Annotated in this window: 14 protein-coding genes, 3 tRNA genes and 7 rRNA genes; 11 read left to right on the top strand and 13 right to left on the bottom strand. The window is 48.9% G+C overall.

The genetic code is table 11. The annotated features are described in order from the left end of the window. Positions 1 to 149 precede the first annotated feature (149 nt). The 10 genes from ubiE to hemB are packed head-to-tail and all read left to right on the top strand — an operon-like array spanning position 150 to position 8974. On the top strand, positions 150 to 905 hold the full coding sequence (gene ubiE / locus K0H59_RS18820; RefSeq protein ID WP_011624280.1) for a bifunctional demethylmenaquinone methyltransferase/2-methoxy-6-polyprenyl-1,4-benzoquinol methylase UbiE: 756 nt from the start codon (positions 150 to 152) through the stop codon (positions 903 to 905). Then, positions 905 to 1525, top strand: coding sequence for an SCP2 domain-containing protein (locus tag K0H59_RS18825; RefSeq protein ID WP_220054033.1), 621 nt, complete (start codon positions 905 to 907; stop codon positions 1523 to 1525). Before ubiE ends, K0H59_RS18825 begins: the two co-directional genes overlap by 1 nt. Next, positions 1522 to 3171 (top strand): ubiquinone biosynthesis regulatory protein kinase UbiB, encoded by a 1650-nt coding sequence (gene ubiB, locus K0H59_RS18830; RefSeq protein WP_011718484.1) that lies wholly within the window; start codon positions 1522 to 1524, stop codon positions 3169 to 3171. Before K0H59_RS18825 ends, ubiB begins: the two co-directional genes overlap by 4 nt. Positions 3172 to 3230: 59 nt before the next feature. Next, the gene (tatA, locus tag K0H59_RS18835) at positions 3231 to 3488 is read left to right on the top strand and encodes a Sec-independent protein translocase subunit TatA (RefSeq protein ID WP_086902290.1); all 258 of its coding nucleotides are present in this window, start codon (positions 3231 to 3233) and stop codon (positions 3486 to 3488) included. Positions 3489 to 3494: 6 nt separating this feature from the next. Beyond that, complete coding sequence (tatB, locus tag K0H59_RS18840) at positions 3495 to 3938, top strand: Sec-independent protein translocase protein TatB (protein ID WP_220054034.1); 444 nt, start codon at positions 3495 to 3497, stop codon at positions 3936 to 3938. A 3-nt stretch (positions 3939 to 3941) separates the two neighbouring features. After that, complete coding sequence (tatC, locus tag K0H59_RS18845; RefSeq protein WP_011718487.1) at positions 3942 to 4691, top strand: twin-arginine translocase subunit TatC; 750 nt, start codon at positions 3942 to 3944, stop codon at positions 4689 to 4691. Between the two features lie 44 nt (positions 4692 to 4735). Further along, positions 4736 to 5272: a hypothetical protein gene (locus tag K0H59_RS18850; RefSeq protein WP_220054035.1), complete on the top strand. Its 537-nt coding sequence runs from the start codon at positions 4736 to 4738 to the stop codon at positions 5270 to 5272. Then, positions 5272 to 6075, top strand: a complete 804-nt coding sequence (locus tag K0H59_RS18855; protein WP_220054036.1) for a TatD family hydrolase — start codon at positions 5272 to 5274, stop codon at positions 6073 to 6075. The genes K0H59_RS18850 and K0H59_RS18855 overlap by 1 nt, the downstream gene beginning before the upstream one ends. Beyond that, positions 6068 to 7954 (top strand): diguanylate cyclase, encoded by a 1887-nt coding sequence (locus K0H59_RS18860; RefSeq protein ID WP_220054037.1) that lies wholly within the window; start codon positions 6068 to 6070, stop codon positions 7952 to 7954. The genes K0H59_RS18855 and K0H59_RS18860 overlap by 8 nt, the downstream gene beginning before the upstream one ends. Positions 7955 to 7963: 9 nt before the next feature. Beyond that, positions 7964 to 8974: a porphobilinogen synthase gene (gene hemB / locus K0H59_RS18865; protein WP_011624289.1), complete on the top strand. Its 1011-nt coding sequence runs from the start codon at positions 7964 to 7966 to the stop codon at positions 8972 to 8974. A 228-nt stretch (positions 8975 to 9202) separates the two neighbouring features. On the opposite strand, the gene rrf (K0H59_RS18870) is transcribed toward hemB, so the two are convergent. The 12 genes from rrf (K0H59_RS18870) to K0H59_RS18925 form a co-directional block, all read right to left on the bottom strand. After that, positions 9203 to 9318, bottom strand: a 5S ribosomal RNA gene (gene rrf / locus K0H59_RS18870). A 130-nt stretch (positions 9319 to 9448) separates the two neighbouring features. Continuing rightward, positions 9449 to 12341, bottom strand: a 23S ribosomal RNA gene (locus tag K0H59_RS18875). Between the two features lie 309 nt (positions 12342 to 12650). Next, positions 12651 to 14193: ribosomal RNA gene (locus K0H59_RS18880) — 16S ribosomal RNA — on the bottom strand. A 1017-nt stretch (positions 14194 to 15210) separates the two neighbouring features. Further along, positions 15211 to 15326, bottom strand: a 5S ribosomal RNA gene (rrf, locus tag K0H59_RS18885). A gap of 34 nt (positions 15327 to 15360) precedes the next feature. Then, a tRNA-Thr gene (locus K0H59_RS18890) sits at positions 15361 to 15436 on the bottom strand. A gap of 33 nt (positions 15437 to 15469) precedes the next feature. Then, positions 15470 to 15585: ribosomal RNA gene (gene rrf, locus K0H59_RS18895) — 5S ribosomal RNA — on the bottom strand. Positions 15586 to 15715: 130 nt separating this feature from the next. After that, a 23S ribosomal RNA gene (locus tag K0H59_RS18900) occupies positions 15716 to 18608 on the bottom strand. 272 nt (positions 18609 to 18880) lie between these two features. Then, positions 18881 to 18956 (bottom strand) — tRNA-Ala (locus K0H59_RS18905). Between the two features lie 44 nt (positions 18957 to 19000). Further along, positions 19001 to 19077, bottom strand: a tRNA-Ile gene (locus K0H59_RS18910). 70 nt (positions 19078 to 19147) lie between these two features. After that, a 16S ribosomal RNA gene (locus tag K0H59_RS18915) occupies positions 19148 to 20690 on the bottom strand. The 16S, 23S and 5S rRNA genes sit together here with 3 tRNA genes alongside, the layout of an rRNA operon. A 657-nt stretch (positions 20691 to 21347) precedes the next feature. Next, positions 21348 to 24074, bottom strand: coding sequence for a preprotein translocase subunit SecA (gene secA, locus K0H59_RS18920; protein ID WP_011718491.1), 2727 nt, complete (start codon positions 24072 to 24074; stop codon positions 21348 to 21350). Between the two features lie 60 nt (positions 24075 to 24134). Beyond that, complete coding sequence (locus K0H59_RS18925) at positions 24135 to 25034, bottom strand: M23 family metallopeptidase (RefSeq protein ID WP_011624932.1); 900 nt, start codon at positions 25032 to 25034, stop codon at positions 24135 to 24137. A gap of 27 nt (positions 25035 to 25061) precedes the next feature. Between K0H59_RS18925 and K0H59_RS18930 the strand changes: the two genes are divergently transcribed. Then, on the top strand, positions 25062 to 25508 hold the full coding sequence (locus K0H59_RS18930) for a DUF721 domain-containing protein (RefSeq protein WP_011718492.1): 447 nt from the start codon (positions 25062 to 25064) through the stop codon (positions 25506 to 25508). A 13-nt stretch (positions 25509 to 25521) separates the two neighbouring features. On the opposite strand, the gene lpxC is transcribed toward K0H59_RS18930, so the two are convergent. Further along, complete coding sequence (lpxC, locus tag K0H59_RS18935) at positions 25522 to 26442, bottom strand: UDP-3-O-acyl-N-acetylglucosamine deacetylase (protein ID WP_011624293.1); 921 nt, start codon at positions 26440 to 26442, stop codon at positions 25522 to 25524. Between the last annotated feature and the right edge of the window lie 10 nt (positions 26443 to 26452).

Consider the following 26452-nt stretch of genomic DNA (forward strand, 5'->3'; position numbering starts at 1 on the left):
TCAACATTGGCCAATGCCAAACGCCTCAAGCCAACGCCTTGAGGAGAGTTTACTAACTCGATCACAGAGTGATAGATCAAAGATTCAGCAAATGCAGGCGATGGCTTACACTCGCCACTAATACTTTGCAAAACAATAGGAATACATTGATGTCTGAGGGCGAATCTAAAAATACCCACTTTGGTTATAAAACCGTAGAGGCGGATAAAAAAGCCGATCTCGTTGCCGGCGTGTTTCATTCGGTTGCCGCCAAGTACGATATCATGAATGACGTTATGTCCTTCGGTATTCACCGTTTTTGGAAGCGTTACACCATTGAAGTCTCTGGCGCGCGTCCTGGCATGAAAGTACTCGACCTTGCGGGTGGTACTGGCGATTTAACCGCTAAGTTCTCCCATTTAGTGGGCGAAAAAGGTGAAGTGGTATTAGCGGATATCAACGATTCTATGCTGAAAGTGGGCCGCACTAAACTGCGTGACCGCGGCATCGTTGGCAATGTGAGCTATGTGCAAGCCAACGCCGAAGCGCTGCCTTTCCCCGATAACCACTTCGATATCATCACGATCGCCTTTGGTCTGCGTAACGTGACCGATAAAGACGCGGCGCTGCGTTCAATGAACCGCGTGCTTAAGCCTGGCGGTAAGTTATTAGTGTTAGAGTTTTCTAAGCCACAGCACGAGTTGATGCGTAAAGTCTATGACTTATACAGCTTTAAAGTGCTGCCGAAAATGGGTGAAATCATTACTAAAGACGCGGACAGCTATGAGTATTTAGCCGAGTCGATTCGTATGCACCCAGACCAAGAGACCCTCAAGCAAATGATGGTCGATGCGGGCTTTGAACAGGTCGATTACACCAACATGACCGACGGCATTGTTGCCCTGCACCGCGGTTATAAATTCTAATGATGCCGCAAGAAGTGGTGTTACTTGCCTGCGCCGCCATTGAGACGGGTCTGAAGCAACTTCAGACCCAAGTTGGCGACGCCTATGCTCGTCAGCGTCAGTTACATGGCAAAGTCTTTCGCATTCAATTATCACAACTCAGTTGGCCAATTTACTTGGTCTTCGCTAAAGAAATCCAAGTGCTGAGTCGCTATGAAGGCGATGTGGATGTCAGTCTGCATGCCGATGCCACGACGCTCTACCGCGTGACAGAGGGTGCTAACCTCACCGAACTCATCAAGCAAGATAAGCTCAGCCTCGAAGGTGACCTCAATCTGTTACAAAGCTTCAGCCATTATCTGCGTAGCATAGAGTTTGATTTTGCCGAGCCACTGTCGCGCTATTTAGGCGATGGGCCGACCCATAAACTGCTGAGCACGGGACTGCAGGCTAAAACCTTAGCACTTGAGGTACTGCGTAAGACCCGCTCGCATTTGGGGCAACTTGCTATCGAAGAATATCGCCTTGCGCCACACCGGATTGAACTCATTCATTTTTGCGATCAAATGGATGACTTAGTTGACGATACTCGTGCGCTCGAACAACGGATTGCCAAATTAAGAGACCAAATTAAGCCATGACCCTTGCCAGTATCCGCCGCGGTTATCATGTCATTAAAACCCTACTGCAATATGGGTTAGATGACGTATTACCGCCAAAGATGACCCCTTGGTACTTTAAACTCGCACGCAACAGCCTTTTTTGGATCCGCAATAAGCACAAAGGCAAATCCGGTGGCGAGCGTTTAAAGCTGGCGATGCAAGAGCTTGGCCCCGTGTATATTAAGCTCGGGCAAATGCTGTCAACCCGCCGTGACTTACTCAGCGATGAGTGGGCCAATGAGCTTGCCATGTTGCAGGATAAAGTTCCGCCCTTCGATGGCGCTTTGGCGCGTCAAGCGATTGAAGCCGAACTTAAAGCCCCCATCGAGAGCTACTTCGACGACTTTGACGAAACACCATTAGCCTCAGCCTCGATTTCCCAAGTGCATACCGCCACGCTTAAATCCAACGGCAAGGCCGTGGTATTAAAAGTGCTGCGCCCGAATGTAGAAACTAAAATCCAAGCCGACTTATTGTTGATGTCGCAAACGGCTAAGGTCATCGATTATCTCCTCGGTGAAGGGAATCGCCTGCGCCCCTCTGAGGTGATTGAAGATTACCGCGTGACTATTTTAGGTGAGCTCAATCTTAAGCTTGAAGCACTCAATGCCATTAAGCTGCGCAATAACTTCCTCGACTCAGACGCGCTCTATATTCCGTATGTTTACGAAGAGTTTTGCTATCCACGTTTAATGGTGATGGAGCGCATTTACGGTATTCCGGTGTCGGATATCGCCGCGCTGAAGGCACAGGGCACTAACTTTAAACTCTTGGCCGAGCGTGGCGTGGAGCTGTTTTTCACCCAAGTGTTCCGCGATAACTTTTTCCATGCCGATATGCATCCAGGGAATATTTTTATCTCCCGCGAACATCCCGAGAATCCTTATTATATCGGCCTTGATTGCGGCATTATGGGCACTCTCAGCGAAGTCGATAAGCGCTATTTAGCGGAAAATTTCCTCGCGTTTTTCAATCGTGATTACCACCGTATCGCGCAGCTGTATATCGAGTCGGGTTGGGTATCGGAAAAAACCGATCTACAAGCCTTCGAACAAGCCATCAAAGTCGTTTGTGAACCTATGTTTAACAAGCCCTTAGATGAAATCTCCTTCGGCCATGTGTTATTAGAACTATTCCGCACCGCACGCCACTTCGATATCGTCGTGCAGCCTCAACTCGTGCTGCTCGAGAAGACATTACTCTATATCGAAGGCTTAGGACGTCAGCTCTATCCGCAGCTGGATCTCTGGCAAACGGCGAAACCCTTTTTAGAACAGTGGATGGCCGAGCAAGTGGGCCCTAAGGCAATGTTTAAAAAGGTATCCACAAAACTGCCATATTGGTCTGATAAGCTTCCGGAATTCCCTGAGCTAATTTACGATAACCTTAAATTAGGCAGGAAATTGCTGAGTTCTCAGCAACAAATGCTAGATAAGTATCTGAAATATCAGCAGCAAGCACACAAGAGTAATTACTTGCTCATCACTTCTGCAATTTTATTGATCTGCGGCACGTTATTGTTCAACCAAGACGCTACACTGTGGAGCCCTTACGTGTGTCTGATTTCAGGCGCGGTGTTGTGGATTATCGGATGGCGATCTAGGCCAAAGAATCGTAAATTTTAGCTAGCACTAATTAATCAGAGGTTCATAATAGAACCGATATCAATTAAGAGGATACCTTCATGGGTGGCATTAGTATTTGGCAACTTCTTATCATCGCGTTAATCGTTGTCTTATTGTTTGGAACAAAGAAATTACGCTCTTTGGGTGGTGATTTAGGTGGTGCTGTTAAGGGCTTTAAAAACGCTATGTCTTCAGACGAAGATAAAAAAGCGTTAGAAGATGCTGAAGCAGCAAAATCCGTGCAAACAGCACAATCTGCACAACCAACCCAACAGGCGACTGAAAAGAAACCTGAGTCTAACAAAGAACAGGCGTAACTCTTTATGTTTGACGGTATCGGCTTTATGGAGCTGCTGCTGATCGGTGTTCTGGGGCTTGTGGTACTTGGCCCCGAACGTCTACCGGTTGCAGTACGTTCAGTAACAGGTTGGATCCGCGCGATGAAACGCATGGCCAACTCAGTCAAAGAAGAACTTGAGCAAGAGCTAAAGATCGAGCAGTTGCACGCCGACCTCAAAAAAGCAGAGAGTAAAGGTCTATCTAACCTCTCACCCGAACTGCAAGAGTCGATCGACCAGTTAAAGCAAGCAGCACAGTCAGTGAATCGCCCTTACCAAGTGCAAGATGTTCCCGCACCGGAAAACCAGATCCACAACCCTGCGAGCCAGAGTGTTTCTACAGAGGCGAGTCCTACGGCTTCCTCCGCCCCCACTAGCGAATCCAATCAGGGCGAGGATACCCGTTCCAACCCGAAAGCTAACGGATAATTCATGTCGCAACAGCAGCCACTTATCAGCCATTTGCTTGAACTCAGGTCCAAGCTGCTTAAATCCATTGCCAGTGTGTTAATCGTGTTCATTTGTAGCGTGTATTGGGCAAATGATATTTACCACTACATGGCAATCCCTTTAATGCAGTCTTTGCCCTTAGGTGGCAGCATGATTGCGACCGATGTCGCCGCACCTTTCTTCGCCCCTTTCAAACTGACGTTAGTCCTGTCTTTTTTTGTGGCAGTACCCTACGTGCTCTATCAAATTTGGTCCTTCGTGGCGCCCGGTTTGTATAAGCATGAAAAACGCTTAGTCATGCCGCTACTCTTCAGTAGCACAGTGCTGTTTTACTTAGGGATCGCCTTTGCGTATTTCGTTGTATTCCCTGTGGTATTTGGCTTCTTTGCCAACACGGCCCCCGAGGGTGTGCAAGTAGCAACCGATATCAGCAGCTATCTCGACTTTGTGCTGAAATTGTTTTTTGCATTTGGCCTATCCTTTGAAATCCCGGTTGCCGTAGTCCTGCTTTGCTGGGCGGGTGTCACCACGCCTGAAGATCTCAAACAAAAACGCCCTTATATCATTGTCGGCGCATTCGTGGTGGGCATGCTGTTAACGCCACCGGATGTTATCTCCCAGACTATGCTTGCCGTACCAATGCTGTTATTGTTCGAAGGCGGATTATTTGCGGCTCGTTTTTACAGTAAAGCTGATGACGAGTCCGACGAAGAAGAATCAACGAACGACTAATGCCTTAATCGGCATTAGAGGAAAATAATAATAAGGAAACTGGGATGCGTTTTACTCTACTGACTGGTGCAGTGTTACTGGTATCTGCACAGGCTAATGCCGCGATTGAGCAGCAATTAACTCAATGTGCAGGGATAACAGACAAGCTCGAGCGCTTGGTATGTTATGACAACCTCGCAGCGAGCATTCAAGTCACCACAGTGACCAATAACACTACAGCACCGATAGCGGTCGCCCCAGTTGTCACACCCGCAGCAGCCCCTGCAGCTGTGGCGACTGCTGCTCCTGTTGCAGTTGCAGCTGCCGCGACCAATGTCGAAGATAATTTCGGTATGGAAGTTAAACGCGTCCAAGAAAATACGACCGACAAAATTTATCTCAATGTGGAGTCAATTGCAGAAGATGCCTACGGCGCTTTGAAAGTTACCTTTACCAATGGCCAAATTTGGAAACAAACCGAAAACCGTAAATTCAACTTAAAAGTCGGTGAAAAGGTATTTATCGAAAAAGCCGCGCTTGGCTCTTTCTTAATGGGCACTGAAAGTCGTAATGCTAAGGTGAGGGTAAAGCGCCTAAAATAATGTCATCTTATATAGATATCGCTGTCAACTTGCTTGGCAGCGCACTCGAACCAGACATAGCGCAAATCGTACAAGCAGCGGCGGACCAAGGGGTTTCGCCGTTAATTGTTATTGGCAGCGATTTAACCGAAAGCGCCGCCGCCATTCAATTATGCCAACAGTATCCCAACCAGCTTTACTGCACCGCAGGCGTACATCCCCACCATGCTCGCGAATGGCAAGCAGACTCCAAACAGTTACAAACCCAGCTTTGCCAAGCGCCACAAGTCGTTGCCGTCGGCGAATGCGGACTAGACTACAACCGGGACTTCTCCCCTCGCCCGGCCCAGCGCCAAGCGTTTATCGACCAGCTCGAACTCGCGGTTGAACTCAAAAAGCCGGTACTCATGCATGAACGAGATGCCCACGCTGATTTTTTGAGTATTGTTAAAGAATACCGCCCCCATCTCAGCGGCGCATTACTGCACTGCTTTACTGGCACCCAGGCTCAAATGGAAGCCTATATTGAGCTCGATCTACATCTAGGCATTACTGGATGGGTATGTGATGAGAGGCGCGGCCAGGAACTTGCCGAGCTCGTCCCGTTTATTCCGAAAGAGCGTTTATTGATTGAGACGGACAGCCCTTACCTGCTACCACGCAGTATGCGGCCCAAACCTAAGTCCAGTAAAAATAAACCCGAGTACTTGCCCTACATCGCGCAATATATTGCCAATCTGCGGGGTGAAAATGCGGCCGAATTTGCCAAACAGTGCTATCAAAATAGCCTAACCTTTTTTAATTTGAGTCAAGCGAATGGCTAAGTTCGGCAGCCTATTGGTCCTATTGGTTTTGTTACTCGGTATGCTCATATCATTTGGCAGCTTTGCCAATACAATGAGCATAAATGAGCACACGCCTACACCACTAAACCTAACCCCGTGGTTGATGGTGACGCACTCCAATGCTAACCCTCAGCTAGGCGATATTCAGGCTTTACCCAAGTCGCAATGGCACAAGTTTACCAGTGATGATATTCAACGCCTTAGCCAACATGATTTTTGGCTGAGAGTAAACATTACCAGTGGTGATGAGAGTCTTGCACGCATTCTCGCCCTCGATAATCCGTTATTGGATAGAGTGACCATCTTCCATTTGGTGAATAACCAACTCATCAACACCACTGAGATGGGGGATACACTGCTCTATAAGAACCGCCCACTGCCGAGCAATATCTTTCTGTACCCTTTTAAACTGAGCAGCAATGAGCAACACACCTTCTATCTGCATATCGTTACCGAAGGCAGTGCGGCAGTACCTCTCAGCCTTTGGTCAGCCAATGATTTAGCCCAAATTGCCGAATCGACTGCCGTTGAGCATGGCTTTCAGCTCGGCGTGCTTGCCGCGATAGGGATTTTCAGTCTGTTTATCGCCTTGGCCTCTGGTTCATTCAGCTATAGCTATTACTCAGGTTATGTCCTGTGCATGACGCTATTAGTGGCCACGATCAATGGTTATGCATTCCGTTTTCTCTGGCCCAATTGGCCAGCGTTACAGCAACTGATGGTTCCCGTGCTGTTACCTCTGGTGATGGCCTTTGCTTTAATGTTCACCGAGAAAATCCTGCAACTGAAATACTATAACCGTCGGATGTTATTAATGTGCCGCTACAGCGCGGTCTACATTATTCTTGTTGTGCTTTTAGTCCCCTTTTTTCGCTACGGAACCGTGCTGTATATCGAGATAATCTCGGTCGCGATACTCAGCATCATCATGATGATACTCGCCATCATACAAGCCATTAACGGTCAAAAGCTGGCAAAGCTCTATACCATCGGCTGGGTGAGTATGCTTACCGGCGCCTGCATCAGCAGCCTACTCTATTTGAGTGTTATCGAGTTCAATATCAAGCCGCAAACGCCAGTGATGCTTGGGCTCACCTTCGAAATCATCTTTATGTCGCTGGTCCTCGCTATCCGCTATAACGATGAGCGTAAATCTAAGCTCCGCATTCAACAGGAGGCCCTCAAGCAAGCGCAAAAGATCCGTAGTGCGCGCGAGGAAGCCTTAAAAGTGGAAGCGGAAACCAATGAAAGACTCGAACAGATGGTGCAGGAGCGCACATTAGAACTTGAGATCACCCTGCGCGAATTACATGAGGTTAACCAAAAGCTTACCGAGCAGAGCACTATCGATAGCTTAACCGGCGTGAAAAACCGCAGCGCCTTTGATAAACGACTACTCGCCGAGAGCCGGATCAGCCGTCGCCAAGAAACCCCCATCGCCTTACTGATGCTTGATATCGACCGCTTTAAATCGATTAACGATCAATTCGGCCACCTAGCAGGGGATCAGGCCTTAAAAGTGATTGCAACAACCTTGCAGCAACATTTAAAACGACCAACCGATCTAGTATCACGTTTTGGTGGTGAAGAGTTTGCTATTATTCTCCCCAATACGACTGCGGACGGCGCCATTCAAGTCGCTGAAAGCATAAGAGATGCAGTGACTAGCATCGGCCTAGCATGGGAAGGAAAGCCCATTCCCTTGACCGTGAGTATCGGTGTCAGTGCCGACGTGATCAGTAACGACCAACACAGTACCGAATTATTAGAGCAAGCCGACAAGGCGCTCTATCAGGCAAAAAATAGCGGACGCAATCAAGTCAAATTGTATGCGCCAGCACAAACAGAACCTACTTAGGAGTCTAATGTGAACATCATTACCAGTGCCTTCCCTCAGCGCAGAATGCGCCGCATGCGTAAACATGACTTTAGCCGTCGCCTGATGGCTGAAAACCATCTAACAGTCAATGACTTGATCTATCCCATGTTTGTGCTCGAAGGCACTAATCGCAGTGAAAAAGTTGCTTCAATGCCAGGGGTTGAGCGCTACTCTATCGACTTACTGTTAAAAGAAGCCGAAGAGCTAGTCGAACTCGGTATTCCGTTAATTGCCCTGTTCCCAGTTACGCCAGCAGAGAAGAAATCGCTGATGGCAGAAGAAGCCTACAATGCCGACGCTTTAGTGCAACGCGCCGTGCGTGAACTGAAAAAGGCCTTCCCACAGCTGGGTATCATGACTGACGTGGCTTTAGATCCTTTTACAACCCACGGTCAAGACGGCATTATCGATGAAACAGGCTATATCCTGAATGACATCACTACTGAGATCTTAGTGAAACAAGCATTATCCCATGCCGAAGCGGGTGCAGACATTGTTGCGCCATCGGACATGATGGATGGTCGTATTGGTGCGATTCGCCAAGCCCTGGAAGCTGCAGGCCATGTAAACACCCAAATCATGGCCTATTCAGCCAAATACTCCTCAAGCTACTATGGTCCCTTCCGTGATGCCGTCGGCTCAGCAGGCAACCTAAAAGGTGGCAATAAACATAGCTACCAAATGGATCCGGCCAACAGCGATGAAGCGCTGCATGAAGTTGCGCTAGACATCCAAGAAGGCGCAGACATGGTGATGGTGAAGCCTGGTATGCCTTACCTAGATATCGTTCACCGCGTAAAAACCGAATTAGCAGTGCCCACTTTCGCATACCAAGTGAGTGGCGAATATGCCATGCATATGGCGGCCATTCAAAATGGTTGGTTAGCGGAAAAGGCCATCGTCATGGAATCGCTGCTATGCTTCAAACGCGCTGGCGCAGATGGCATCCTAACCTACTTTGCCAAACGTGCAGCACAGTGGCTAAAAGAAGCTAAATAATCGGGTTTAGAAAACAATTCTAAGCATAGGGCAGCCATACGCTGCCCTTTTTATTGGCTCGAACAAAGCTCTTGGAACGACTCTTTATCGTTCAAATCGATAAGCAGGCAATGAGTATAGTTTTCGCAGAGGCGAATAAAAGGAAGAATAGAAGAAATTGAAAAAGCCAAAAACAAAAAAGCCAGCTTATTCAGCTGGCTTCATGCTCTCTTCACGAGAAAATTAGGCGCTTGGCGATGACCTACTCTCACATGGGGAGACCCCACACTACCATCGGCGCGATTGCGTTTCACTTCTGAGTTCGGGATGGGATCAGGTGGGACCACAATGCTATTGTCACCAAGCAAATTTGTTATTTACTACCCGTCTTATCTCATGCAGACAGTAAATTAAATTCGGAAAGCTGGTTTGAGTTGCACTTCTTAAGTGTTTGTATTCAAGCTAAGTACTCTTAGCAAAACCCATCTGGGTTGTATGGTTAAGCCTCTCGAGTCATTAGTATCAGTTAGCTCAACGCCTCACAACGCTTACACACCTGACCTATCAACGTCCTAGTCTCGAACGGCTCTTTAGTGGACTTATAGTCCAAGGGATGACTCATCTTGGGGCTCGCTTCCCGCTTAGATGCTTTCAGCGGTTATCGATTCCGAACATAGCTACCGGGCAATGCCATTGGCATGACAACCCGAACACCAGCGGTTCGTTCACTCCGGTCCTCTCGTACTAGGAGCAACTCCCCTCAATCATCCAACGCCCACGGCAGATAGGGACCGAACTGTCTCACGACGTTCTGAACCCAGCTCGCGTACCACTTTAAATGGCGAACAGCCATACCCTTGGGACCGACTTCAGCCCCAGGATGTGATGAGCCGACATCGAGGTGCCAAACACCGCCGTCGATATGAACTCTTGGGCGGTATCAGCCTGTTATCCCCGGAGTACCTTTTATCCGTTGAGCGATGGCCCTTCCATTCAGAACCACCGGATCACTATGACCTACTTTCGTACCTGCTCGACGTGTCTGTCTCGCAGTTAAGCTGGCTTATGCCATTGCACTAACCGTACGATGTCCGACCGTACTTAGCCAACCTTCGTGCTCCTCCGTTACTCTTTGGGAGGAGACCGCCCCAGTCAAACTACCCACCAGGCACTGTCCTTAACCCCGATTAGGGGCCCAAGTTAGAACATCAACACTACAAGGGTGGTATTTCAAGGACGACTCCATCAGAACTAGCGTTCCAACTTCAAAGTCTCCCACCTATCCTACACATGTAGGGTCAATGTTCAGTGCCAAGCTATAGTAAAGGTTCACGGGGTCTTTCCGTCTAGCCGCGGGTATACGGCATCTTCACCGCAATTTCAACTTCACTGAGTCTCGGCTGGAGACAGCGTGGCCATCATTACGCCATTCGTGCAGGTCGGAACTTACCCGACAAGGAATTTCGCTACCTTAGGACCGTTATAGTTACGGCCGCCGTTTACCGGGGCTTCGATCATGAGCTTCTCTTGCGATAACCCAATCAATTAACCTTCCGGCACCGGGCAGGCGTCACACCGTATACGTCATCTTGCGATTTTGCACAGTGCTGTGTTTTTGATAAACAGTTGCAGCCACCTGGTATCTGCGACTGCCGTCAGCTTAGGGAGCAAGTCCCATCACCAACAGCAGCGTACCTTCTCCCGAAGTTACGGTACCATTTTGCCTAGTTCCTTCAGCCGAGTTCTCTCAAGCGCCTTGGTATTCTCTACCCGACCACCTGTGTCGGTTTGGGGTACGATTCCCGCTAACCTGAAGCTTAGAAGATTTTCCTGGAAGCATGGCATCAACTACTTCATCCCCTTGGGGACTCGTCATCAGCTCTCAGTGTATAGTGACCCGGATTTGCCTAAGTCACCCACCTACCACCTTAAACGCGGACTACCAACGCCGCGCTAGCCTAGCCTTCTCCGTCTCTCCATCGCAGTTAGCGGAAGTACAGAAATATTAATCTGTTTCCCATCGACTACGCCTTTCGGCCTCGCCTTAGGGGTCGACTCACCCTGCCCCGATTAACGTTGGACAGGAACCCTTGGTCTTTCGGCGAGGGGGTTTTTCACCCCCTTTATCGTTACTCATGTCAGCATTCGCACTTCTGATACCTCCAGCGTGGGTTACCCCTTCACCTTCAACGGCTTACAGAACGCTCCTCTACCGCGCAACCCTAAAGGATTGCACCCGTAGCTTCGGTGGTATGTTTAGCCCCGTTACATCTTCCGCGCAGGCCGACTCGACTAGTGAGCTATTACGCTTTCTTTAAATGATGGCTGCTTCTAAGCCAACATCCTAGCTGTCTAAGCCTTCCCACATCGTTTCCCACTTAACATACACTTTGGGACCTTAGCTGACGGTCTGGGTTGTTTCCCTTTTGACGACGGACGTTAGCACCCGCCGTCTGTCTCCCGGATAGCACTCTTTGGTATTCGGAGTTTGCAAAGGGTTGGTAAGTCGGGATGACCCCCTAGCCTTAACAGTGCTCTACCCCCAAAGGTGTTCGTCCGAGGCGCTACCTAAATAGCTTTCGAGGAGAACCAGATATCTCCCGGTTTGATTGGCCTTTCACCCCCAGCCACAAGTCATCCGCTAATTTTTCAACATTAGTCGGTTCGGTCCTCCAGTTGATGTTACTCAACCTTCAACCTGCCCATGGCTAGATCACCGGGTTTCGGGTCTACGCCTTGCAACTAAACGCGCAGTTAACACTCGGTTTCCCTACGGCTCCGCTATTCGCTTAACCTCGCTACAAAACGTAAGTCGCTGACCCATTATACAAAAGGTACGCAGTCACGGTCTCAAGAACCGCTCCCACTGCTTGTACGTATACGGTTTCAGGTTCTATTTCACTCCCCTCACAGGGGTTCTTTTCGCCTTTCCCTCACGGTACTGGTTCACTATCGGTCAGTCAGGAGTATTTAGCCTTGGAGGATGGTCCCCCCATATTCAAACAGGATATCACGTGTCCCGCCTTACTCGTTTTCATCAAAGGTTAGTTTTCGTGTACGGGGCTATCACCCTGTGCCGCTGGACTTTCCAGACCATTCCACTAACACCCCTCTGACTTAAGGGCTAATCCCCGTTCGCTCGCCGCTACTAGGGGAATCTCGGTTGATTTCTTTTCCTAAGGGTACTTAGATGTTTCAGTTCCCCTCGTTTGCCTCGCAACGCTATGTATTCACGTTACGATAACAGCTTATGCTGCTGGGTTCCCCCATTCGGACATCGTTAGCTCAAATGCTTGTTACTAGCTCGCCAACGCTTTTCGCAAGTTACTACGTCCTTCATCGCCTCTGACTGCCAAGGCATCCACCGTATACGCTTAGTCGCTTAACCATACAACCCAAATGAGTTTCACTCACCTAGGTCGTTGCGACCAGCTGGTTTTACTTGTCTCATTTCCGACCAAGGAAATGGACTCGCCTTAGACTTGAATATTCAAGACACTTAAAAAGTGTTTTAAGAACTCAATTTTTTCGTATTAACACAACGACAGACATCATTGCATTAATTACTATCAGCTTTCCAAATTGTTAAAGAACAATGCTTACCGGCAAGCGGTGCATTTCGCTCTCCCTCCTCTTTCGAGAAGTTCAACAAGCCATCTGTGTGAACACTCAACAAACATCGAGTTAGTCGTATAGGTAAGGAGGTGATCCAGCCCCAGGTTCCCCTAGGGCTACCTTGTTACGACTTCACCCCAGTCATGAACCACAAAGTGGTGAGCGCCCTCCCGAAGGTTAAGCTACCCACTTCTTTTGCAGCCCACTCCCATGGTGTGACGGGCGGTGTGTACAAGGCCCGGGAACGTATTCACCGTGGCATTCTGATCCACGATTACTAGCGATTCCGACTTCATGGAGTCGAGTTGCAGACTCCAATCCGGACTACGACGAGCTTTGTGAGATTAGCTCCACCTCGCGGCTTTGCAACCCTCTGTACTCGCCATTGTAGCACGTGTGTAGCCCTACTCGTAAGGGCCATGATGACTTGACGTCGTCCCCACCTTCCTCCGGTTTATCACCGGCAGTCTCCCTAGAGTTCCCGCCATTACGCGCTGGCAAATAAGGATAGGGGTTGCGCTCGTTGCGGGACTTAACCCAACATTTCACAACACGAGCTGACGACAGCCATGCAGCACCTGTCTCAGAGTTCCCGAAGGCACTAAGCTATCTCTAGCGAATTCTCTGGATGTCAAGAGTAGGTAAGGTTCTTCGCGTTGCATCGAATTAAACCACATGCTCCACCGCTTGTGCGGGCCCCCGTCAATTCATTTGAGTTTTAACCTTGCGGCCGTACTCCCCAGGCGGTCTACTTAATGCGTTAGCTTGAGAGCCCAGTGTTCAAGACACCAAACTCCGAGTAGACATCGTTTACGGCGTGGACTACCAGGGTATCTAATCCTGTTTGCTCCCCACGCTTTCGTGCCTGAGCGTCAGTCTTTGTCCAGGGGGCCGCCTTCGCCACCGGTATTCCTCCAGATCTCTACGCATTTCACCGCTACACCTGGAATTCTACCCCCCTCTACAAGACTCTAGTTTGCCAGTTCGAAATGCAATTCCCAGGTTGAGCCCGGGGCTTTCACATCTCGCTTAACAAACCGCCTGCGCACGCTTTACGCCCAGTAATTCCGATTAACGCTTGGACCCTCCGTATTACCGCGGCTGCTGGCACGGAGTTAGCCGGTCCTTCTTCTGTAGGTAACGTCACAGCTGCAAGGTATTAACTTACAACCTTTCCTCCCTACTGAAAGTGCTTTACAACCCGAAGGCCTTCTTCACACACGCGGCATGGCTGCATCAGGGTTTCCCCCATTGTGCAATATTCCCCACTGCTGCCTCCCGTAGGAGTCTGGGCCGTGTCTCAGTCCCAGTGTGGCTGATCATCCTCTCAGAACAGCTAGGGATCGTCGCCTTGGTGAGCCATTACCTCACCAACTAGCTAATCCCACCTAGGTTCATCCAATCGCGGAAGGCCCGAAGGTCCCCTCCTTTCCCCCGTAGGGCGTATGCGGTATTAGCAGTCGTTTCCAACTGTTATCCCCCACGACTGGGCAGATCCCTAGGCATTACTCACCCGTCCGCCGCTCGCCACCTCAGGAGTAAACTCCCTTGTGCTGCCGCTCGACTTGCATGTGTTAGGCCTGCCGCCAGCGTTCAATCTGAGCCATGATCAAACTCTTCAATTAAAAGTTTTGTGAACCCGAAGGTTCGGCTCAATGAATTCTGATTTGTCGTTTCAACCCGAAAGTCAAAACAAACTGTACATATTGCTATGAACACTCATTCATTGATGTAAATTTTGATTACTCGCCAAACGGCAGAGTAATTTCGATTAACTCAACACCTGTGAGTGTCCACACAGATTTCTTGTTTAGATTGTTAAAGAGCATTTGACCTCAGCTTTCGCGTTACCGCTCAGCGGGTCAGGGCTGCGTATTCTACGCATTTCCCCAGTCGCGTCAAGGCGTTTTTGCAAACTTCTTGAGGCTTTCGAACCAAGTGCACATTTTGCATTCGATTCACACTGATACCGCATTCGCTTTCGCTGTCTGCCGTGTCAGTGGATGCGCATTATAGGCACCGAAACTTTTTGTGCAAGGGCTTTTTTGAAGTTTTTTGCATTATTTTTCAAATGCCTTTTTACACCCAATCTAGGCACAAGCTACCCACGAGTTATACCCAGAGTTATCCACATTGCACCAGATTTCCTAATCATCGTCGCCTTTTAATCACCCGCGGTTTAGTGCGTTAAAGTTCGTTGGTTACGGTATTCTACGAATAGTTTTAGTCGTAGCACCTTGTATCAGCGATTTATTCGACGCAATGATTTAAATAAGTTGATAGTTATCATTAAGAAATTAGTAATTTCAAAACCTACAAAATAAGCGCCCTCACTTAATTTGTCGTAGTCGAGATGTAGGGTAACGAATGACTTAGAGAGGGTAGGAGAATTGAAAACACAATTTGGATGTTCACTCAATAATTATTGATAAGCGGCTTAATGCACATCCAGGCGCTAATAACGCTTATCTGAGGAAGTAATAGTGAATAGGAAAGAATCGTAGAAATAGAACTATATTGATTGCTTAGCTAACCAAGGCTTATTACACGGCATATCTAGCTGGAGGAGATGAGCAAACTATGGAAATAAACTCTAGGAAAGCAAAAAGGCCACCTTATTAGGTGGCCTCTCTTAATTTAGCGTTTGGCGATGACCTACTCTCACATGGGGAGACCCCACACTACCATCGGCGCGATTGCGTTTCACTTCTGAGTTCGGGATGGGATCAGGTGGGACCACAATGCTATTGTCACCAAACAAATTTTGCTCTAGGACAACACACTAGATTATATGGTGCTGATACCCAGAATCGAACTGGGGACCTCATCCTTACCAAGGATGCGCTCTACCGACTGAGCCATATCAGCAATTCTTTATCATCAATGATGATTAAATTAGGCGCTTGGCGATGACCTACTCTCACATGGGGAGACCCCACACTACCATCGGCGCGATTGCGTTTCACTTCTGAGTTCGGGATGGGATCAGGTGGGACCACAATGCTATTGTCACCAAGCAAATTTGTTATTTACTACCCGTCTTATCTCATGCAGACAGTAAATTAAATTCGGAAAGCTGGTTTGAGTTGCACTTCTTAAGTGTTTGTATTCAAGCTAAGTACTCTTAGCAAAACCCATCTGGGTTGTATGGTTAAGCCTCTCGAGTCATTAGTATCAGTTAGCTCAACGCCTCACAACGCTTACACACCTGACCTATCAACGTCCTAGTCTCGAACGGCTCTTTAGTGGACTTATAGTCCAAGGGATGACTCATCTTGGGGCTCGCTTCCCGCTTAGATGCTTTCAGCGGTTATCGATTCCGAACATAGCTACCGGGCAATGCCATTGGCATGACAACCCGAACACCAGCGGTTCGTTCACTCCGGTCCTCTCGTACTAGGAGCAACTCCCCTCAATCATCCAACGCCCACGGCAGATAGGGACCGAACTGTCTCACGACGTTCTGAACCCAGCTCGCGTACCACTTTAAATGGCGAACAGCCATACCCTTGGGACCGACTTCAGCCCCAGGATGTGATGAGCCGACATCGAGGTGCCAAACACCGCCGTCGATATGAACTCTTGGGCGGTATCAGCCTGTTATCCCCGGAGTACCTTTTATCCGTTGAGCGATGGCCCTTCCATTCAGAACCACCGGATCACTATGACCTACTTTCGTACCTGCTCGACGTGTCTGTCTCGCAGTTAAGCTGGCTTATGCCATTGCACTAACCGTACGATGTCCGACCGTACTTAGCCAACCTTCGTGCTCCTCCGTTACTCTTTGGGAGGAGACCGCCCCAGTCAAACTACCCACCAGGCACTGTCCTTAACCCCGATTAGGGGCCCAAGTTAGAACATCAACACTACAAGGGTGGTATTTCAAGGACGACTCCATCAGAACTAGCGTTCCAACTTCAAAGTCTCCCACCTATCCTACACATGTAGGGTCAATGTTCAGTGCCAAGCTATAGTAAAGGTTCACGGGGTCTTTCCGTCTAGCCGCGGGTATACGGCATCTTCACCGCAATTTCAACTTCACTGAGTCTCGGCTGGAGACAGCGTGGCCATCATTACGCCATTCGTGCAGGTCGGAACTTACCCGACAAGGAATTTCGCTACCTTAGGACCGTTATAGTTACGGCCGCCGTTTACCGGGGCTTCGATCATGAGCTTCTCTTGCGATAACCCAATCAATTAACCTTCCGGCACCGGGCAGGCGTCACACCGTATACGTCATCTTGCGATTTTGCACAGTGCTGTGTTTTTGATAAACAGTTGCAGCCACCTGGTATCTGCGACTGCCGTCAGCTTAGGGAGCAAGTCCCATCACCAACAGCAGCGTACCTTCTCCCGAAGTTACGGTACCATTTTGCCTAGTTCCTTCAGCCGAGTTCTCTCAAGCGCCTTGGTATTCTCTACCCGACCACCTGTGTCGGTTTGGGGTACGATTCCCGCTAACCTGAAGCTTAGAAGATTTTCCTGGAAGCATGGCATCAACTACTTCATCCCCTTGGGGACTCGTCATCAGCTCTCAGTGTATAGTGACCCGGATTTGCCTAAGTCACCCACCTACCACCTTAAACGCGGACTACCAACGCCGCGCTAGCCTAGCCTTCTCCGTCTCTCCATCGCAGTTAGCGGAAGTACAGAAATATTAATCTGTTTCCCATCGACTACGCCTTTCGGCCTCGCCTTAGGGGTCGACTCACCCTGCCCCGATTAACGTTGGACAGGAACCCTTGGTCTTTCGGCGAGGGGGTTTTTCACCCCCTTTATCGTTACTCATGTCAGCATTCGCACTTCTGATACCTCCAGCGTGGGTTACCCCTTCACCTTCAACGGCTTACAGAACGCTCCTCTACCGCGCAACCCTAAAGGATTGCACCCGTAGCTTCGGTGGTATGTTTAGCCCCGTTACATCTTCCGCGCAGGCCGACTCGACTAGTGAGCTATTACGCTTTCTTTAAATGATGGCTGCTTCTAAGCCAACATCCTAGCTGTCTAAGCCTTCCCACATCGTTTCCCACTTAACATACACTTTGGGACCTTAGCTGACGGTCTGGGTTGTTTCCCTTTTGACGACGGACGTTAGCACCCGCCGTCTGTCTCCCGGATAGCACTCTTTGGTATTCGGAGTTTGCAAAGGGTTGGTAAGTCGGGATGACCCCCTAGCCTTAACAGTGCTCTACCCCCAAAGGTGTTCGTCCGAGGCGCTACCTAAATAGCTTTCGAGGAGAACCAGATATCTCCCGGTTTGATTGGCCTTTCACCCCCAGCCACAAGTCATCCGCTAATTTTTCAACATTAGTCGGTTCGGTCCTCCAGTTGATGTTACTCAACCTTCAACCTGCCCATGGCTAGATCACCGGGTTTCGGGTCTACGCCTTGCAACTAAACGCGCAGTTAACACTCGGTTTCCCTACGGCTCCGCTATTCGCTTAACCTCGCTACAAAACGTAAGTCGCTGACCCATTATACAAAAGGTACGCAGTCACGGTCTCAAGAACCGCTCCCACTGCTTGTACGTATACGGTTTCAGGTTCTATTTCACTCCCCTCACAGGGGTTCTTTTCGCCTTTCCCTCACGGTACTGGTTCACTATCGGTCAGTCAGGAGTATTTAGCCTTGGAGGATGGTCCCCCCATATTCAAACAGGATATCACGTGTCCCGCCTTACTCGTTTTCATCAAAGGTTAGTTTTCGTGTACGGGGCTATCACCCTGTGCCGCTGGACTTTCCAGACCATTCCACTAACACCCCTCTGACTTAAGGGCTAATCCCCGTTCGCTCGCCGCTACTAGGGGAATCTCGGTTGATTTCTTTTCCTAAGGGTACTTAGATGTTTCAGTTCCCCTCGTTTGCCTCGCAACGCTATGTATTCACGTTACGATAACAGCTTATGCTGCTGGGTTCCCCCATTCGGACATCGTTAGCTCAAATGCTTGTTACTAGCTCGCCAACGCTTTTCGCAAGTTACTACGTCCTTCATCGCCTCTGACTGCCAAGGCATCCACCGTATACGCTTAGTCGCTTAACCATACAACCCAAATGAGTTTCACTCACCTAGGTCGTTGCGACCAGCTGGTTTTACTTGTCTCATTTCCGACCAAGGAAATGGACTCGCCTTAGACTTGAATATTCAAGACACTTAAAAAGTGTTTTAAGAACTCAATTTTTTCGTATTAACACAACGACAGACATCATTGCATTAATTACTATCAGCTTTCCAAATTGTTAAAGAGCGGGCTTAAAAAAGCCAAAGATAATTTTTCAGTTTATCTTTGGCATCTCTAACCAGATTGCAGTAAATGGTGGAGCTATGCGGGATCGAACCGCAGACCTCCTGCGTGCAAGGCAGGCGCTCTCCCAGCTGAGCTATAGCCCCATTTACATGCAGTGCGAGTATCAGATGTCCAACCCTCAAAGGATTGGTGGGTCAGAGTGGACTTGAACCACCGACCTCACCCTTATCAGGGGTGCGCTCTAACCAGCTGAGCTACAGACCCATCTTTTACTCTATCTTCTATCAAGCAAATCTGTGTGAACACTCAACAAACATCGAGTTAGTCGTATAGGTAAGGAGGTGATCCAGCCCCAGGTTCCCCTAGGGCTACCTTGTTACGACTTCACCCCAGTCATGAACCACAAAGTGGTGAGCGCCCTCCCGAAGGTTAAGCTACCCACTTCTTTTGCAGCCCACTCCCATGGTGTGACGGGCGGTGTGTACAAGGCCCGGGAACGTATTCACCGTGGCATTCTGATCCACGATTACTAGCGATTCCGACTTCATGGAGTCGAGTTGCAGACTCCAATCCGGACTACGACGAGCTTTGTGAGATTAGCTCCACCTCGCGGCTTTGCAACCCTCTGTACTCGCCATTGTAGCACGTGTGTAGCCCTACTCGTAAGGGCCATGATGACTTGACGTCGTCCCCACCTTCCTCCGGTTTATCACCGGCAGTCTCCCTAGAGTTCCCGCCATTACGCGCTGGCAAATAAGGATAGGGGTTGCGCTCGTTGCGGGACTTAACCCAACATTTCACAACACGAGCTGACGACAGCCATGCAGCACCTGTCTCAGAGTTCCCGAAGGCACTAAGCTATCTCTAGCGAATTCTCTGGATGTCAAGAGTAGGTAAGGTTCTTCGCGTTGCATCGAATTAAACCACATGCTCCACCGCTTGTGCGGGCCCCCGTCAATTCATTTGAGTTTTAACCTTGCGGCCGTACTCCCCAGGCGGTCTACTTAATGCGTTAGCTTGAGAGCCCAGTGTTCAAGACACCAAACTCCGAGTAGACATCGTTTACGGCGTGGACTACCAGGGTATCTAATCCTGTTTGCTCCCCACGCTTTCGTGCCTGAGCGTCAGTCTTTGTCCAGGGGGCCGCCTTCGCCACCGGTATTCCTCCAGATCTCTACGCATTTCACCGCTACACCTGGAATTCTACCCCCCTCTACAAGACTCTAGTTTGCCAGTTCGAAATGCAATTCCCAGGTTGAGCCCGGGGCTTTCACATCTCGCTTAACAAACCGCCTGCGCACGCTTTACGCCCAGTAATTCCGATTAACGCTTGGACCCTCCGTATTACCGCGGCTGCTGGCACGGAGTTAGCCGGTCCTTCTTCTGTAGGTAACGTCACAGCTGCAAGGTATTAACTTACAACCTTTCCTCCCTACTGAAAGTGCTTTACAACCCGAAGGCCTTCTTCACACACGCGGCATGGCTGCATCAGGGTTTCCCCCATTGTGCAATATTCCCCACTGCTGCCTCCCGTAGGAGTCTGGGCCGTGTCTCAGTCCCAGTGTGGCTGATCATCCTCTCAGAACAGCTAGGGATCGTCGCCTTGGTGAGCCATTACCTCACCAACTAGCTAATCCCACCTAGGTTCATCCAATCGCGGAAGGCCCGAAGGTCCCCTCCTTTCCCCCGTAGGGCGTATGCGGTATTAGCAGTCGTTTCCAACTGTTATCCCCCACGACTGGGCAGATCCCTAGGCATTACTCACCCGTCCGCCGCTCGCCACCTCATAAGTAAACTTACTTGTGCTGCCGCTCGACTTGCATGTGTTAGGCCTGCCGCCAGCGTTCAATCTGAGCCATGATCAAACTCTTCAATTAAAAGTTTTTTGTTTAACTCGCGTTAAACGACTCAATGAATTCTGTCGTTTGTTTCCGCTTTTAAAAAAGCGAAACCAAAACTTTGTACATATTGCTATGAACACTCATTCATTGATTTAAATTTTGATTACTCGCCAAACGGCAGAGTAATTTCGATTAACTCAACACCTGTGAGTGTCCACACAGATTTGCTTGATAAATTGTTAAAGAGCGTTGACCATCGCCTTATCGCAAGTGATTTCAGCGGGTCAGGGCTGCGTATTCTACGCATTCCCGTTTTTGCGTCAAGTAGTTTTTGCAACTTTCTTTTCGCTCATCGAGGAGTGAATCGCTCGATGAACTGGCACTTGAAACTGCGTATCGCTGTCTGCCGTGTCAGTGGATGCGCATTATAGGCAGCAGAACTTTTTACGCAAGGGCTTTTTTCGGTTTTTTTGATCTTTTTTCAATAGTTTCAGTTAGTCACAAAATACCCACTATTTATCCTCAAACTTATCCACAAAACAGATAAAAGCGGTTAATTTTAGTGCAGCAATACTGATTACGATTTATAGACGAAGGGTTTTATAGTCGGTAGAGAGTTAAAGCACCTATAAAGAAGCAGGCATGAAAAAGGCGACTATTTCAGTCGCCTTTTAAATTGAGTTTACGTGTTTATTAGCTTAGCTTGCCGTGGCACTGCTTATACTTACGGCCTGAGCCACAAGGACAAGGATCGTTACGGCCCACTTTATCGCCGTCGCGGATCATTGGCGTGTGGGCCATCATCTCGTCGCTACCATCATCCCCACCGACTAAGGCTTCGGCTGCTGCATGCTGATAGTCGCGTTGGATCTTGGCATCTTCTTCACGACGACGCGCTTCCATCTCTTCTACGTCTGACTGTGCTTGTACTTGTACCTTAGATAGCACGCTAATGACATCATGCTTTAAGGTCGACAGTAATTGTTGGAACAGTTCGAACGACTCGCGCTTATATTCTTGCTTTGGATTCTTCTGCGCGTAACCACGTAAGTGGATACCTTGGCGTAAGTGATCCATCGCCGCTAAGTGTTCTTTCCACAGACCATCGAGGGTTTGCAGCATGACAGCTTTTTCGAACTGGCGTAGTACTGGCGCACCGACCATTTCTTCTTTTGCTTTATACGCATCAGACCAAGAAGTGATGATACGCTCACGCAATGTTTCTTCGTGTAAGTCGTCTTCTTTATCTAGCCATTCTTGGATTGGCAGTTTCAGCATAAATTCTTGCTGTAAACGTTGCTCTAAACCAGGCACATCCCATAACTCTTCCACTGATTGTGGCGGAATGTATTGATCGATCACCGCACTGATCACATCGTCTTGGATGTTTTTGATGGTGTCTTCGATACTTTCGGCATCCATCAACTCGTTACGCTGTGCGTAAACCACTTGACGCTGGTCGTTTGCGACATCGTCAAATTCGAGCAGTTGCTTACGAATATCGAAGTTACGCGCTTCCACTTTACGCTGTGCGTTTTCAATCGCACGGGAAACCCATGGATGTTCAATAGCTTCGCCTTCTTCCATCCCCAGTTTCTTCATCATGCCTGAGACACGATCCGAGGCGAAGATGCGCATTAAGCTATCTTCCATAGAAAGGTAGAAACGTGAAGAACCCGCGTCACCTTGACGACCCGCACGACCACGTAACTGGTTGTCGATACGGCGAGATTCGTGGCGCTCAGTACCTAAAATATGTAAACCACCGGCGGCGACAACGGCATCGTGGCGCTCTTGCCAGTCGGCCTTGATTTTGGCTTTTTGCTCAGCAGTTGGATTCTCGAGGGCTTCGATTTCCATATTCCAGTTGCCGCCTAACACGATGTCGGTACCACGACCCGCCATGTTAGTAGCAATAGTCACAGCGCCAGTACGACCCGCTTGGGCAACAATTTCGGCTTCTTTTTCGTGGAACTTAGCGTTAAGCACTTGGTGCGGGATCTTCTCCTTCACCATTAAGCGCGCTAACAGTTCAGACTGTTCAATAGAGACGGTACCCACCAATACAGGTTGGCCACGTTCACGGCAATCTTTGATGTCTTTAATGATCGCTTGATATTTTTCATTAGCGGTGAGGTAAACCAGATCCGCCATATCCTTACGTACCATAGGACGGTTGGTCGGCACAACCACAGTATCTAGACCATAGATGTGCTGGAACTCAAACGCTTCGGTATCGGCCGTACCTGTCATACCCGCTAACTTCTCATATAAACGGAAGTAGTTTTGGAAGGTAATCGATGCCAGGGTTTGGTTTTCGTTTTGAATACGAACGCCTTCTTTGGCTTCAACGGCTTGATGTAAACCTTCAGACCAGCGACGACCTGGCATAGTTCGGCCAGTGTGTTCGTCAACGATGATCACTTCGCCATCTTGAACGATATAGTCAACGTCACGCTCAAACAGGGTATGCGCACGAAGCGCCGCGTTCACATGGTGCAGCAGAGAAATGTTTGCCGCTGAATAGAGTGAGTCGCCTTCGGCTAACATGCCGCGCTCAATCAACAGGTTCTCAACCTTCTCTTGACCACGTTCGGTGAAGTGCACTTGTTTGGCTTTTTCATCGATGCTGTAGTCACCCTCACCCACATACTCTTCTGAGTCTTCTTTATCTTGACGGATAAGACTTGGGATTAAGGTGTTGATCTTGATGTATAGCTCAGAGCTGTCTTCCGCAGCACCAGAGATAATCAGTGGCGTGCGAGCTTCGTCGATAAGGATTGAGTCGACTTCGTCGATCAGTGCATAGTGCAATGGACGTTGTACACGCTCTTGTGGCGAGAACGCCATGTTGTCGCGCAGATAGTCGAAACCAAATTCGTTGTTGGTACCGTAAGTGATGTCGGCGTTGTAGGCGTCTTTTTTCGCCTGCTGACCCAAACCTGCGACGTTAATGCCGACCGTTAAGCCTAAGAATTCGAACAGTGGGCGGTTGTTTTCCGCGTCACGACGGGCTAAGTAATCGTTGACGGTAATAACGTGAACGCCTTTACCGGTTAAGGCATTTAGATAGGCTGGTAGGGTCGCGGTTAAGGTTTTACCTTCACCGGTACGCATTTCGGCGATGCGATTACTGTCGAGCACCATACCACCGAGTAATTGCACGTCGAAGTGGCGCATCTCGAAAACACGCTTCGATGCTTCACGCACTGTCGCGAAGGCTTCCGCCATAATGCTCTCTAACGACGCTCCGGCCGCTAAACGCTCGCGAAACTCGGCGGTTTTCGCCTTAAGCTGTTCATCGGTTAATTTTTCATAATCGGCTTCAAGCGCATTAATCTTATTAACTACTTTTTGTAACCCTTTGAGGGTACGGTCGTTGCGACTACCAAATACTTTTGTCAGTAATTTACCAAACATCTGAATCACTTATTTTCTGTAGGCCAAGTCCATGATGGAAACTAGAAGCCAATGTTTCAATTAACCTGCCTTGCGGTAGACAAACTTCTGTGGATCTATCTGCTGTCCGCCACGCAACACTTCATAATGCACATGAGCCCCTGTTGAGCGCCCAGTGCTTCCCATACTGGCGATGGTTTCGCCTTTCGCGACCACATCACCTACAGCTACTGACAAAGCTTTATTATGGCCATAGCGAGTACGTAAGCCGTTACCATGATCGATTTCGACCAATTCGCCATAGCCAAACATATTCCCAGCCCAAGTCACCACGCCTGCAGCAGTCGCGACAACTTTAGCCCCTTCTCGACCGGTAAAATCGATCCCTTTATGCATGGTTCGACGACCGTTAAAAGGGTCATTACGTAATCCGTAGGGCGACGATAACCAACCTTTATCGAGTGGGAGCCCTGATACATAACGTTCAGCATCTATATGGTGGTTAGATGACACTGTTTCAAGTAGTGATAGTTGAACATTATTGTTGTCAATTCGTGACGCCAGTTTATCCATATCATCGATAAGCTGACCAAGTTCGATATTCGAGCCTAATTCGCTCAAGCCACCGACACCCACTTCAGAGGAAAAATCAAAGTCTTCATCCAATTTGTTTTGTTTAGCGACTTGTTGACCTAAGGCCTCGAGACGGGTGATTTTAGCTTGCATACGCGCAACATGGGTCGCCAGCATGGCTAGCTGTGACTCTGTGGCACTCTTTAATTCTAAGACTTGCTTCTTTTGTTGTTCGCGTTGGATACGATCGTTATCGACACTGGCTTGCTGGTTTTCAAATTTAGCTGAGTTGTGTTGATAAATACCGGCACCAGTCGCCAACAATAGCATGGGAAGGAGCAACCAGCGTTTACTGGGTTGCCAGCGCGTGACGCCATTCCGACCTTGAATAAATACTGTTACACTCATAGCCTAATTCAGCCATCTTATTATCATATGAAAAAGCCCCCTCAGGATCTCAGCCAATTACTACACCAGTCAGGCACATTGCCCGATATAGCTGAGAAAGCGGAACTACTTTTATATCTGGATCAGCACGTGAAGCAGATTGTCGCAGGTCCTGTTGCGGAGCAGCTGAAAGTCGCCAATTTCCGCCAGGGTGTTCTTGTGGTTGAAACCACTTCGGCAGCATGGGCTGCACGAATTAATTTCCAAAAGCCGAAACTACTAGCGCAGCTTCAAGCAGAAACGCTCCCAATCCTTACCGCAATTGAAGTTAAAGTCAACCCGAGATTAGCATTGTATGACGCAAAGCCGAAACAGGCGCACAAGCAACTCAGTCCAGCCGCGGCAGAACATATTGCTGCGCTTGCAGAAAATGTGAGCGGAACACTAGGCGAAAAACTAAAACGGCTGGCCACATTGGCCAGCCGTAATAAGTAAACATCAAGCGCTATTAAGCGTAAACCGCGCCACCTGGTACAGTAAAGCTGACGGGAACATCGGCTTCTTTCTCAAAGCTCACCAGCTCCCACGCATCCTGCTGCGCCAATAAGGCTCGCACTAATTGGTTATTCAGTGCATGACCCGTTTTATAGGCAGTAAACTCACCAAGAATGGCGTGTCCTGCCACGTAGAGATCACCAAACGCATCTAAAATTTTGTGCTTAACGAACTCATCCTCATAACGCAGGCCGTCGGGGTTGAGGACGCGATATTCATCAAGTACAACCGCGTTTTCCATGCTGCCACCTAATGCTAGGTTGTTCGCACGCAGATACTCAATATCACGCATAAAACCAAAAGTACGGGCACGGCTAATGTCTTTAACAAAAGCAGAAGTAGAGAAGTCCATCACCACATGCTGTTGACTACGGGCAATTTCAGGGTGAGCAAAGTCAATTTTGAAGTTGACTCTAAAGCCTTTGAATGGCTTCAGCTCAGCCCACTTATCACCGTCTTCAACACGCACAGGGCGTTTAATCTTTAAGTACTTCTTAGGCGCAGCCTGCTCTTTGATACCCGCAGACTGAAGTAAGAAGACAAATGGGCTCGCACTACCATCCATGATTGGGATTTCAGGCGCGTCCACTTCGATTACGGCGTTATCAATGCCTAAACCCGCTAAGGCTGCAAATAAATGCTCAATAGTCGAAATACGAATACCTTCGTCATTGACAAGTGCCGTGCACATAGTGGTTTCGCGAACTTGTTCCGCCTTTGCTGGAATAGCAACGGCAGGATTCATGTCGGTACGCACGAGTACGATCCCTGTATTGACTGGTGCGGGCATAATGCTCAAGGTGACCTTATTCCCAGAGTGCAAACCGACTCCAGTAGCCTTCACCATTTTTTGAACAGTTCTTTGAAATATCATTCAGTTACCC

Origin of the sequence: Shewanella sp. FJAT-51649 (assembly GCF_019457435.1) — a bacterium.
In the GTDB taxonomy this organism is placed as follows: Bacteria; Pseudomonadota; Gammaproteobacteria; order Enterobacterales; family Shewanellaceae; genus Shewanella; species Shewanella mangrovisoli.